The 12,655-nt window shown below is 40.9% G+C and carries 9 protein-coding genes; 6 read left to right on the forward strand and 3 right to left on the reverse strand.

What is annotated here, in order from left to right; translation table 11 throughout:
- Positions 1–80 precede the first annotated feature (80 nt).
- The 3 genes from torS to PE36_RS11140 all read left to right on the forward strand — a co-directional run bounded on the left by torS (position 81) and on the right by PE36_RS11140 (position 6,910).
- The gene (gene torS / locus PE36_RS11130; RefSeq protein WP_006032129.1) at positions 81–2,993 is read left to right on the forward strand and encodes a TMAO reductase system sensor histidine kinase/response regulator TorS; all 2,913 of its coding nucleotides are present in this window, start codon (positions 81–83) and stop codon (positions 2,991–2,993) included.
- 243 nt (positions 2,994–3,236) lie between these two features.
- Positions 3,237–5,888 carry a molybdopterin-dependent oxidoreductase gene (locus PE36_RS11135; protein ID WP_006032130.1) on the forward strand — a complete coding sequence of 884 codons (2,652 nt, stop codon included), beginning with the start codon at positions 3,237–3,239 and terminating at the stop codon, positions 5,886–5,888.
- 383 nt (positions 5,889–6,271) lie between these two features.
- A complete protein-coding gene (locus PE36_RS11140; protein WP_043994438.1) occupies positions 6,272–6,910 on the forward strand; it encodes an HAD family hydrolase in 639 nt (212 codons plus the stop codon).
- A gap of 33 nt (positions 6,911–6,943) precedes the next feature.
- On the opposite strand, the gene PE36_RS11145 is transcribed toward PE36_RS11140, so the two are convergent.
- Complete coding sequence (locus tag PE36_RS11145) at positions 6,944–7,360, reverse strand: hypothetical protein (RefSeq protein WP_006032132.1); 417 nt, start codon at positions 7,358–7,360, stop codon at positions 6,944–6,946.
- A 190-nt stretch (positions 7,361–7,550) separates the two neighbouring features.
- Between PE36_RS11145 and PE36_RS24405 the strand changes: the two genes are divergently transcribed.
- Together PE36_RS24405 and PE36_RS11155 are read left to right on the forward strand one after the other, a co-directional pair.
- The gene (locus tag PE36_RS24405) at positions 7,551–8,012 is read left to right on the forward strand and encodes a hypothetical protein (protein WP_006032133.1); all 462 of its coding nucleotides are present in this window, start codon (positions 7,551–7,553) and stop codon (positions 8,010–8,012) included.
- A gap of 396 nt (positions 8,013–8,408) precedes the next feature.
- Complete coding sequence (locus PE36_RS11155; RefSeq protein WP_006032134.1) at positions 8,409–9,074, forward strand: YoaK family protein; 666 nt, start codon at positions 8,409–8,411, stop codon at positions 9,072–9,074.
- On the opposite strand, the gene PE36_RS11160 is transcribed toward PE36_RS11155, so the two are convergent.
- Positions 9,047–10,003 carry a 3'(2'),5'-bisphosphate nucleotidase CysQ gene (locus tag PE36_RS11160; RefSeq protein ID WP_006032135.1) on the reverse strand — a complete coding sequence of 319 codons (957 nt, stop codon included), beginning with the start codon at positions 10,001–10,003 and terminating at the stop codon, positions 9,047–9,049. The two genes, PE36_RS11155 and PE36_RS11160, sit on opposite strands and share 28 nt — an antisense overlap.
- A 5-nt stretch (positions 10,004–10,008) precedes the next feature.
- Positions 10,009–11,070, reverse strand: a complete 1,062-nt coding sequence (locus PE36_RS11165) for a phosphotransferase (protein WP_006032136.1) — start codon at positions 11,068–11,070, stop codon at positions 10,009–10,011.
- A gap of 148 nt (positions 11,071–11,218) precedes the next feature.
- Here PE36_RS11165 and PE36_RS11170 point away from each other — a divergent pair, with 148 nt between their 5' ends.
- Positions 11,219–12,322, forward strand: a complete 1,104-nt coding sequence (locus PE36_RS11170; protein ID WP_006032137.1) for a hypothetical protein — start codon at positions 11,219–11,221, stop codon at positions 12,320–12,322.
- Positions 12,323–12,655 lie beyond the last annotated feature (333 nt).

Genomic DNA, 12,655 nt, shown 5'->3' on the forward strand with positions numbered 1-12,655 from the left:
AATAAATGTCACAATAAACAGGTACCAGTTGATAGCGTTATATGTGGTAATGACCGTTATTTTAGTAATAGGAGCTTACATTGCGATTTCGTCAAAGTATAGGAAACAAACTGTTATTCGCGTTTAGTTTTGTTGCCAGCTTATTAGTTATTATCAGTACTGTGTCTTGGTACAGCTTAAGTCTTATTGCCGATACAGGTGAAAAAATTGCACAACAAACGCTACCTAGCTTATCAAGCGCCAGTGAATTGGCTAATATCAGTCTGCAAATAACCAACCGAACCACGTTACTGAAAAATGCCAGCAGTGATATTGATCGTCAGAACATAAATGCACAATTAATTCAGCTAAACTTGGCCATTGGCAAAAAATTCCAGGCCTTGGATATCTCTGAACTCGATAATCGTAATATCCGTCAATTGGTATTACAAAAAACCAATATTATTAAAGATATTAGTCAGCTCAATGACAATGCCAAACTACAAATTCAGCAACGACAGCAGCGCCAAGATTCATTTGTTCAGGTAACAACTGCGGTGCGTAATATCTTTCAATTATCACAATCTCAAGTTGCCAATGCCCACACCTTTGCCTTAGTGAGGCTGAGCGGACTGTATGACTTAATTGAACAGCATCAGGATAACAATATTATCTATCAGAACCTTGATCTGATCATTGATGAAGATCTTAATCTGTTAGATAAAATGACCGCATTGGAAAGATACAGCTTAGAACTGGGACAAATTGCTAACTTTATTATCAATACCTCGCAAGTAGAGCAACTAACCCGTTTAAAACCACAAAAGGATGAACTCATACACATCATCCGTCAGCTGGTGGACTCAATCAAAGATCCATATCGTTTAGCGCGTGTTCAGTCTACTATATTAAACCTTAATACCTTCACCACCTTGATCAATCAACAAAGCGATTATCTACAGCTTGAACAAAAACAAAATGATTTACACTTGTATATTTCCAAGCAGTTGAGTGAACTTAACCAAGGTATTCGTACGCTGGTAGAAAAGCAAACTCAACAAGCACAGCAAACCAGCCAGCAACAGCAAAAGTTGGTTTCATGGTCGCAAAACATTCTGATACTGGCCACCATCTTGTCATTAATCGTGATCATTGGGGTGATGTGGAAGATTGTATATCAAGGCATTGTATTCAAATTATCTAAACATACCCAAGTGATTAAAAAGCTTGCCGAAGGCGATCTCGAAATCACTGTCGAGCCTTCTAATGATGAAGAGTTCAAGCAAATGGCACTAGCACTGGATATTTTCCGCGACAATGCATTAAAAAAACAAAAGCTTGAACAAGCGCAAATTGAAACTGAAAAAGAACTACGTCTGCATAAAGAAAATTTAGAACGCTTGGTAAAACAAAGAACAGAACAGCTAACGCTCATTAATGAAAAACTCAATAATGAATCCGTCGGTCATGCCAAAGCCAAACAACAGGCCGAAGATGCCAACAACGCCAAGTCAGTATTTCTGGCCAATATGAGTCATGAAATTCGCACCCCGATGAATGGCATGTTAGGCACATTAGAGCTGTTATCAGATACACCGCTGTCAACGCAGCAACAGACTTATACCCAGACTATCCTAACCTCGGGTGAAAACTTACTGGATATTCTTAATGATATTCTCGATTATTCCAAAATTGAAGCGGGTCATATCGAAGTATCTAACCGGGCAGTCAATCTTCAGCGTTTAGGCAATAACGTTATCGATCTGATGCGGGCGAGGGCAGAGAGCAAGGGGCTGAATTTAACCTTTAACCTTGCGGATAAACTTGATATTTGGGTGCTTGCCGACTTAGGTAAACTGCGTCAGATCATCATTAACTTAGTCAACAATGCCATAAAATTCACCACTTCAGGCAGCGTCACTCTGGCTATTGCAACACATGACGAGCAGCTCAGTTTTAGCATTACCGATACCGGCTGTGGTATTGCCGATGATAAGCAGAAAGCAGTATTTGACGCCTTTACCCAAGTGGCTAACTTAAGCAGTGCGACAGGCACAGGACTGGGTTTAGCTATTTCTCAGCGACTGGTGTCAGCAATCCAAGGCACGCTTTCGTTAACCAGTATTGAGAATCAGGGCAGTTGTTTCTACTTTAAGATCCCACTGCAAGTCGCTCCGCAAGCGTTGATTGATGAACAGTTATCTACCGTTTCACATGTGATTGAAACGAATAGCTGTTTCCGCATCCTTATTGTTGAAGATAACCAAATCAATCGCGATGTTGCCTGTGCGCTAGTGCAGAAGTTAGGTCATCAAGTCTATAGCGCCTGCGACGGAGCATCAGCACTGGCACTGTACTCAAATCAAGATGTTGATCTGGCTCTGTTAGATATCAACCTGCCAGATATTGATGGCGTCGAACTGGCGGTACAACTGCGAGATATGGCCGAATGTAAACAGCGACAATTAAAAACTATCGCGGTATCTGCTCATGTATTTAAAGACGATATCACCAAGTTCATCGATTCCGGTTTTGATGGTTTTATTGCCAAACCGGTACAAATGAAACGCCTGAAAAGCACGATCGCCAAGGTAATGGTAAATGTGGTTGGTCTAGATGATAGTGATGGATCACCTGAGGTAAGCAAAGATATGGTGTTATTCAACCCTGCCACGCTTGATCAAGACCTACAATATCTGGGGAAAGACAAGATCATAGCGCTGGGGCAGTTGTTCTGTCGTCAGACGCAGTCGGATTACAGTGATTTCGCTGCGCTTAATGCCGAGCAACAAGAAAAGTTACTGCATAAATTAAAAGGCGCTGCTGTCGCTTTAGGTTTAACTGCGTTGTACCAGCGTTGTCATCAACTTGAGATGTCATTTAAAAAGTCATGTAAAACTAAAGTGTTATCTACATCACAGTTAACACAATTGGCATTATTAATTAACAATTCTGTCGACCAATTACAAAATTATGTGACGCAACTTTCTGCGGGTGATGGCTTTAGTGAATAACAAAGGTTGCCATATAACCTTATGTTATTCATGGTTAATTTATGCAGCATTTCAAAAGCATTAAACTATCCCTTTAGAAATAGAAATGAATGCTTAATGTCTATTCATAACCTGTTCACAATTTGTTGTTTTCATTCATATTAAGCGTCAATGTCATTCTCAATATTTCATTAGTGTATTAGGAAAAGCAGTAACCAAGTATTACTGCACTTAACTTACACAATCCTCAGGGGTACAGAAATTATGAGTATAAGTCGTCGAAGTTTCTTGAAATCTTCATTAGCAGCCGCGGGAGCCGTACCAGCGCTGACGTTATTTGGTCCCAAGGCCGTATTTGCTAAAGATATCGAATTGATCCCACACGCAAGTCACTATGGTGCATTTAAAGCTGTGGTAAAAGACGGCAAACTCATCGGTGTGCAGACGTTATCAGAAATTGATGCGATGCCCACTAAAATGCTCACTGAGGGGGTATTAAGCAGAACTTACCACGAAACTCGCGTGAATTATCCGATGGTACGTAAGTCTTATCTTGAAGGTATGACTAACGGCACAGGCGATACCAAAGTTGAATTACGGGGTAAAGAAGAATTCGTACGGGTTTCTTGGGATGTAGCACTTGGTCTAACGGCTAAAGCTATTCTCGATACCATTGATAAAGCCGGTAACGAAGGTATTTTCAGTAGTTCTTATGGTGGTTGGAGCCATGCTGGTGTATTCCGTCCGAACGTATTACAAGGCCGTTTCTTTAACATGATTGGTGGTTGTAGCTTAACATCGGGTGATTACTCAGGTGGCGCATCACAAATCAGTTTGCCACATATAATCGGAGACATGGAAGTATACTCACCGCAAACAGCCTGGGAACAAGTACGCGATAATACCCAAGTATTCTGTATGATCGGCTGTGATCCGTTCAAAAATAACCGAATTGAATACCGCGTAGCCGATCACCAAATGTATCCACGTTGGGAAGCAATTAAGGACAAGGGCATTAAGTTTGTTTCCATTAACCCGCAGTTCACCATTACCGATGAAGCATTAGATTGTGAGTGGGTTAAGATTATTCCTGGCACAGATACAGCACTATTTTTATCTATGTGTCATTACCTGTACAAAAATGACTTACATGATGAAAAATACCTAGATAAGTACACTGTTGGTTTCGAGAAGTTCTTACCATCACTGTTAGGTAAAGATGGCAGTGAAGAGAAAACGCCGAAATGGGCAGCTAAGATCACCGGTATTCCGGAAGCTAAAATCATTGAATTAGCAAAAATGTTCGCTGATAACAGAACCCAGTTTGCGGGTTCATGGTCACTGCAACGTCAAGACCACGGTGAAATGCAACATTGGGCAATCATCGCGTTCTCAAGCATGTTAGGTGGCATCGGTAAACCAGGTGAAGGCGTTGGTTTCAGCTGGCACTATGGTTGTGGTGGTATGCCGGTTTCTGGTAAGTCTATGCCTGCTGGTTTATCGCAAGGTCGTAACTTGGTTAAAGCTTACTGCCCTGCATCACGTATTACCGAAATGTTAAACAACCCGGGTGGCGAGTTTACCCATAACGGTTCAACCCATAAATACCCGTTGGTGAAAATGATTTATAACTCGGGTAACAACTTCATGTCACATCAACAAGATACCAACAAGTTGATCAAAGCTCTGCAGAATGTGGATACCGTCGTGTGCCAAGACCCGTGGTGGTGTGCGTCGACACGCTGGTCAGATATTGTATTACCAGCAACAACAACGGTAGAGCGTAATGATATTACCTCTGGCGGTACTTACAGTAATGATAAAGTCTATGCGATGCGTCAGATCATTAAACCGCAAGCAGAGAGCCTAGATGATATCGAGATCTTCCGTCGTCTATCAAGCCTGTTCAATGTTGAATATCAGTTCATGGAACAAGGCCAATCAGTCATGCAAATGATTGAAGCAGCATACTCGAAGAGTTCTGCGACTATGCCGTTTAAAGCGTTCTGGGAGCAAGGTATTGCTCACATGGAAGTACCACTTGAAGCTAACAAATGGGTTCGCCATGGTGATTTCTATACCGATCCAGTGAAAAACCCGTTAGCAACGACATCGGGTAAAATTGAACTCTACTCGAGTGATTTTGCTAAGTATGAATTGGCTGATTGCCCGCCAATCCCAACATTCTTCCCGCCACATGAATACTTAGGTAATGCAGAAGAAGATGAATTACACGTAGTAAGCCCGCATCCACGTATGCGTTTACATTCACAAATGGCCAATACCAGTATTCGTGATATCGATAATATTCAAGGTCGTGAACCTTGCTTAATGAGTCCTGAAGACGCGGAAAACCGTGGCATTAAAGATGGCGACTTGATTGAAGTATACAACAAGCGTGGTTCTATTTTAGTCGGCGCACGTGTCGATGCTCGCATCATGAAAGGTGTTATCAGTATCTATGAAGGTTGCTGGCCATCGGTGGATAGTAAAGGTCGTTGTAACAGTGGTTTGGTTAACTTTCTCACGTCGGACAAAGCCTCAAGTGGCTTGAGTCAGGCAACAACCGCTAATACTGTGTTAGTTAAAATGAAGAAATGTACCGATCCAGATGGACCGAATCAGGCATACACCAAACCTGCGATCATCGACAAGTCTAAAGCCGAATTTGCGATTGTTTATGGTCTAGCGCGAGTGTCAAACTTGAAAGCTAAAGTAAGTGAAAACTTAAGCCCGGGCGAGAAGATCTTCTATCAACGTTGTACAGTTTGTCATGGTCCAAAAGATACTACCCACTTTACTAAACTGCAGTGGAAAGGTATTACCAAAAGTATGTTCCCACGCGCTGGTCTAAACCCAGAAGAGCAGGGCTTAGTACTCGACTTCTTGATGAAGAATGCGAAAGACGCCATTTAATATCAAACATTTAGAATTTAGCGTAAACAGTTAACATTTAAATGACTGATATCAAAAAGTATGGAATTTCCTAGTTCCATACTTAACACGTGACAGGGTGCCTCACCACACTGTCATACTCCAAAGGAAGCCTCCCTCGGCTTCCTTTTCTTTTTCTAGCAAACAGTAAAATTCATTAAATTTGCAGTGTTATTTTAATCTAGTGAATACAGTCACGCTTTCTTCAAAAGAGTATCAGTTCACCTTGTTCATAATAGTAAACTTAAATATACTCAAGTAGATATAGTGATTTACTAGTGATTAATAAGCCCCCCTACAAAAATAAATAGCAGAAATTCAGACGTTCTCGGAGTAGGACTAAGTGAATATTTATGGAGATTTTAATGCACCTAATAATGTTTGATATTGATGGCACTCTTATCGAGTCATGTGATTTTGACGCTGATTGTTATTCAGAAGCGATAAAGAACGTTACAGGGCATGAACTAAATACTGACTGGGCTAGTTACAAGAACATTACAGATGCTGGAATATTGGATGAGTTTATTTCTGAACATGATTTAACTGACCAGCGAGATTTCCTACATAAAAATGTTAAAGAATCATTCGTACAGCTTGTTCAAGCTCACCTTGAAGTATCACCTGCGCGAGAGGTGGATGGTGCGATTGATTTTTTACGACAGTTACAATTAAGAACTGATGTTGAAGTTGCAATTGCTACTGGAGGTTGGGAAGAAACAGCCAGAATAAAGCTTCATTCAGCAGGCTTTGATATTTCAGGATTAGCTTTTGCGTCTAGCTCCGATGCGATAGAGCGCACCAAGGTTATGCAATTATCTGAATCTCGGTGTAGTAATACGCTATTTATATCCAAAACTTATTTTGGCGATGGTGTTTGGGATAAGCAGGCCTCTGAAAATCTGTCATATAACTTCATACTTGTTGGTAATAAACTGCTGCATAGTAAGCAAATTGATAACTTTCAAAGTCCAGAGGCCGCACTTATTCATCTTGGTATGTAATAAGCTGACTCGCTCGAAATGTTGAGCTCTAGATTAACTGTATTTAGCATCAATCGCTTTCAAAGACCGCAAGAACAGTCCTAAGCCACCTATAGCTAAAACTAAAATTACAATAAGATCATACGATGTCATCGTGCGTAGGCTAAAACGAACAGAAGATATAACACCAAAGATTAACGCCGTGATAGAGCCAATTGATAATAACCAGCCTAATATATTTCGAGAGTTGTAAAAGATAAGCCCAATACCAAATATAAATGGCAGCATCACAGTGCCACCTGTAATACCAAAACTGGTTCCTAAAGCATTGACGCTATAGAGTCGAGAACTGAGTCCGAAGTTTGTAGTGACCGTAATTGCATTTAGCAGCAAATAGAAACCACCACACATCATAATCAAACCAATAAAGAAATGCCCAATACCACCTGAATTTCCGCCAGCTCCGTTCATTACAACCTCCTGTATATCTAAAGTGACCAAGACCATAACAACGGATAGCTTATATTACAATTGCTTAGGCTAGTTCAGACGGCAAGTTCATACTTATCTCATACGCTTAACGGATTGTAATGTATGAGAGCAATCGTTATTGTTTTACATAAATTATAGAGCATATTACTTGAACTTAAGCTGATACATTATGAAAGAAATTATAATATTATTGCTGATTTTTTTTAATGCATACGGAATGACATTGCTTGATAAAGACCTCTCTAGCCATGTTTCAATTACAGGGTTAGCCAGCATTGATAGGGTTATTGGTTATTCTTGCCGAAAAAACAGATTCGAACATTGTGGAGAAACCATTTTTTCCTTAAGGGGTAGCTCTAAATCATATTGGGTTGAGATGGACTTATCTTCATATCTTAATAAGAAAGCATATCTGAAAAGCAGACGCCTTACTTTGTATATAACCCCTGAAGATAACTTACGTGATTCTGTATATGTTCAAATTATTAAACGTGGTGATTCAGTTATTTACGGTAACTCAAAGTGGCTTAGTTTTGATGATTTTTTATGGGTCATTTATTTCACATTAATATGGTTTGTATTACTGATGGATAAATACTTTGGAAAGCCCTTGCGTGCTTCAAAAGCATAGTTCATAAATATTAACTAAAATAGTATCCTCATTCACGCTTACTTGGTGAGATCAAAGAATAGACTTTGATGCTGTAATCCACTGCTATACAACACCCCTTTATGATTCATGTAATTCGAGTCTGTTTGATTGAGATCTAAAGGTACGCCACCGAGTTGTGGTTTAGGTCATTTCACATAACAAGTTGGGGCATTTTTGAGTACACCAGTCGCTCAGCTAATTTTAAATACAGGTACAATAGGCTTTAGTCTTTTTTCCTGTATTTTATTTGATTTAGAGTAGCTATGTTTGATTCTCGATTTATTATTAATAATAAATTTGCTACTGTTCATCGTAATAAAATGACAATGGAATTCACGTTATACGGCATTCCATTTAATAAGCTAAAGGATTGTCGTGATTTCAAAATTACCCCGCTGGGTAGAATATGGTTCGTTTATTCTTGCTCTGGTTGCAGGGCTTATCAATTCTATTGGATTATTAGGTTTCAAGCACCAAGCCGTTTCACATTTATCTGGTACCGCGACACTACTTGGCTCTGGAATTATAAACTCAAATTTTTCTGATGTGCTGCATTTGGCTTTAGTTATCCTTAGCTTCGTAATGGGTTCTGTTATATCGGGCTATTTCCTGCGTAGTGGCGCATTAAAGTTGGGTCGTAACTACAGTGGCCTGCTTGCTTTGGAAGCAATGTTTATTTTGGGTTCTATTTATTTCCTAGTCGAGGGCTCAGTGCAAGGTAATTATTTGGTTTCAGCGGCTTGCGGCTTACAGAACGCACTCGTCACTACTTACAGTGGTGCGGTTATCCGAACAACACATTTAACCGGTATATTTACTGATTTAGGTATTATGTTAGGGGCGAGATTGAGAGGTGAACAATTTGATCAAAGAAAGGCATCATTGTTTATAATCATTATCATAGGGTTCATTTCGGGTGGCACATTAGGTGCGTATTTTTTCAGTGTTTTAAATTTTTATGCCCTATATATTCCAGCTGGTATCTGTTTGTTGTTGGCATTTTCTTATTCAATTTACAATGCAAAAGTCAGCAGAACATGAGGCGTTAACATTTCCTTGATGCTCCCACTGCTATACAGCACTCCTTTATGATTCATGTAATTCGAGTCGCTACGATTAAGATCTAAAGCTGCGCCCTGATAATCACTTACTGCGCAGAGTATTTGCGAAGATGACGCTAAATACTGAGCTGACAATGCTTGGGTGATTGCTGCTGTCGCACTGAAATCCCATAAGCTGCCGCCACCGAGTTGTGGTTTCGGTAACTTCAAGTAACAAGCGGGGGCATTTTCAAGTACCCCAATTGCATTCATCACTGCACCGTTAGTTTTGATCACTTGCAGTGCTAATCCTTGTAGCCCCGCAATAGCTGTTAATTGCTCAATGACAGCAGGATAACGAGGGTCTTGCTGGAAGCTGCGATCGATATATAAACTTAATGATTGGCTGTTTTGCTTAAGTTGTTCAGACTGCTCTGGCAGCCAAAGTGAACCATTCTTCAACACTTTTGATATCAGTGGCTGTGCATTAATGGCCTGATAGAGTTCATCTGTGCTTGGGTTAAGCACCACGCCAATGATGGGTTTACCAGAAATATCGACTAAAGCGATAGATACTGCGAAACCATTCCCACCTTCAATGAAGGGCAGGGTGCCGTCGAGTGGATCGATACACCAAAAATAGTCTTTATGAAAACGGGCGTGGGTTGCTACATCTTCTTCGCAGGCATTTTCTTCGGTCAACAGGGCTAAATCATATTGCTCGATAGTTGGCTGTAGTATCTCCAATATAATTGCTTGGCTGTCGAGATCAACTTGCGTTACCACCTGCGCACTCAAACTCGAGCCTGCCTGTTTGCTGTGTACCTGCAGCGAACTTCTATCAACGCTGTTAATGAATGTTCCTGCTTTTAAAGCAGCATCGGTGGCAAGTTGTAATAGTTGCTCTAGCTGACAAACTGTGAATTTCATTGTGTTTATTGACCTTGTTCAGCTGAATTTAATTGTGATAATGCTTGCTTGGTCAGTGCTTCTGTATAGCTATTTATCTTCCAGTGAGTCGGACTCCAGCCTTTCATAAAACGTTGAAAATCAGCCCAGGCCACACAATAAAGTGGTCGCCATTCATCTTCCACTGCTTGCGGATCTATGTGTGGTTGATGTTCGGTTAGTGCCTGTTTTAACAGTCTGAAATAATAGTTTAATAGCTCAGGTACTTCCTGCTCACAGTGTTGATAGGGTAAACAGCTGCTTAGCAATAAGATCACGTCTTTCATGCCGCAACCTTTGCCAACATATTGGAAATCAACCCCTGCAACCCGAGAACCTGTGGTAGTGAAACAGAAGTTAGCTAACTTAGCATCGCCGTGAACCAGTGTTTGAAACTGACATTGTTGCAATATTTTATCTATTTTTTCGGCGGCTTGCTGCAATGGGATGTCGGTTAACGCGGTCAGTTCATCGGGACGGGTTGCAAGGTGCCAGTAACTGCCGCAATCCCATAAACCTTCCGGTTCAATCGCGAGGTGCTGGGCATGGAAATAAGCCAGCCAAGATAAACAGGCCTCTATCTGTTGCTGGCTGACGTGTTGATGACTGATATGTGGATTGTCTACAGCTGATTCGTGGGACGGAGGCTTAGGTTCAAAACTAGTGAACGTCTGCTCAAATCCTAACGTGGCCAAATCTTCCATGATGAGTAATATCTCATCATTCTGTTCTTCAACATACAGACACTTAGGTACTGGGCACTGCGCTAGACAGTTATTTGCGTAGTGCTGATACCAGTGCAGTTCCACCTGATATGATTTTAATTTTCGTTGATGAGAGATAGGTGTGTTCCAACCGCGTGGATGCACTTTTGGTTGCGGTAACTTGATGTGTTTGACTATCACCGCAGTATGTTGACTACCGTACAACGTGGCACGAAAAAGCTCGCCGTATCCACCCCACAACGGTTGGATTAGTTGAGTGCTGACAACGCGTTCCGCCATCATCGCGTTGGCGACTGCCTGTAAAACATCTGTCGGTATACTCATATCTAACCCATGAACGAAAATATAGCGACAGTGTACAAAATAGTGTGGTGGATGGGTATATTTCATTACACTAATCACAGTATGTAGGGCCCATATTTATGTATATTCACTGTGTGTTTTTGCATTGTAATGTTAAGGAAAACTTAAGATGAGTCTAGAGCAGCAACGCCAGCAGGCGCAGCAAACGTTTGTCGCTAGTGGGGGAAATATAGAAGTAGGGAGTTTAGAGGGTATATCTATAACGCTGGAACAACTTAAAACTACAACCGCCGAATCAAGCTATGTGGTGGAAGTATTTAATTCCGGCCTGACTGCGGTGGTTTTCCATTTGCAAATAGATGGTCAACACTGGACGTTGAAGCAAAAGAGAAAGGTGAGTTTGGTTAAGAACATTGATGGTCAAACATCATTTTTAAATGAAGTTCAGCGTAGGCAAGATCTGGCAGAACTGAAACAAGGCTCCCCTGCATGTTTTAAACATATTGTTGATACCCAATTTGCTTCATTCACAGACGGCATTATTCTTTCGCCGTGGATTGAAGGTAACCCACTTACCATTCTAAACCGTGATGTATTCCAGCAGATCTTCTCCACCATCGTAAACCTTGAACTAAGCGGTTTATTCGAGTGGGATCTCTGTCCGGGTAATATTTTGTTGGATAACCAACACGAGATAAAGCTGTTTGATTTTGGTTACATGTATCAGTTTGATCCTAAGGTTCACTTTAATAGTAATGGACAAGAGACACCGTTATTCCATGGCATAGAGCGATTTGAAACCCGTTTCTTTTTTGATTTTTTATTGAAAAATTCGCTTAACCAGACAACCGAAGCATTGTTTGAATTGTACCGGCTTGAAAAGCGTTGTGCACTAGAAGCTTATCAGATGAAACTGCGGCAGCTTATTGAACTTGATGCTGACACGAACGTGATTGCTCGGCAGCGGGCAATCAATCATAACTGGCAAACTGCGCTGGAAAGTGAGGTAGCGCTGCAGGCGTTGTATTTAGTTGAGAGTTTCCGCTCAAATGTACTCGACCTGCTTGATGATTTACACGGGCAGTCCTGTACGCCATATACCCTAAAAAAAGCGGATTTGACGTTGGACTTGTTGGCTGAGCATTTTGATCTTCTAAGCGCAAGAGACGCCTTCTTCTTTGGGGATGAACTGTTGAGCAAAAGCGAACTGGTTGTAAAATACAGCCAGCTTCGTAAGGATGCAGAACGCTATCAGCTTAATATGACGGGCTAAATCTTCCTGAAGACCATGCTGGTCAGTAGTTATGAAGGTTGCTGGCCATCGGTTGATAGTAAAACTGCAGATACAGACGTAAGTTTCTAATCGGTTACAGCTTATTCTTTGGTCTATGCCAAATAGGGCGAAATGCCCAGTATCAAGAATGTGAACATCTAAATTTCACGGTCAAGCACATACCTATTGTAATATTGATACCACAGTTAAAACACTGGTTATGATAATAATTTTTATCTATCTTTATCAGTGAGTTTTAATGGAGAAAAACCCCTTTATTTTTTAAAGGTAGCTGTTAGTATGCGATTTCTTATCTACAATAGAGCATGAAAA

The sequence above is a fragment of the Moritella sp. PE36 genome, from assembly GCF_000170855.1.
In the GTDB taxonomy this organism is placed as follows: Bacteria; Pseudomonadota; Gammaproteobacteria; order Enterobacterales; family Moritellaceae; genus Moritella.

Coding starts and splice junctions, on each gene's coding strand:
- PE36_RS11135 (WP_006032130.1), top strand. CDS start 3,237: ATGAGTATAAGTCGTCGAAGTTTCTTGAAATCTTCATTAGCAGCCGCG.
- PE36_RS11140 (WP_043994438.1), top strand. CDS start 6,272: ATGCACCTAATAATGTTTGATATTGATGGCACTCTTATCGAGTCATGT.
- PE36_RS11145 (WP_006032132.1), bottom strand. CDS start 7,360: ATGAACGGAGCTGGCGGAAATTCAGGTGGTATTGGGCATTTCTTTATT.
- PE36_RS24405 (WP_006032133.1), top strand. CDS start 7,551: ATGAAAGAAATTATAATATTATTGCTGATTTTTTTTAATGCATACGGA.
- PE36_RS11160 (WP_006032135.1), bottom strand. CDS start 10,003: ATGAAATTCACAGTTTGTCAGCTAGAGCAACTATTACAACTTGCCACC.
- PE36_RS11165 (WP_006032136.1), bottom strand. CDS start 11,070: ATGAGTATACCGACAGATGTTTTACAGGCAGTCGCCAACGCGATGATG.
- PE36_RS11170 (WP_006032137.1), top strand. CDS start 11,219: ATGAGTCTAGAGCAGCAACGCCAGCAGGCGCAGCAAACGTTTGTCGCT.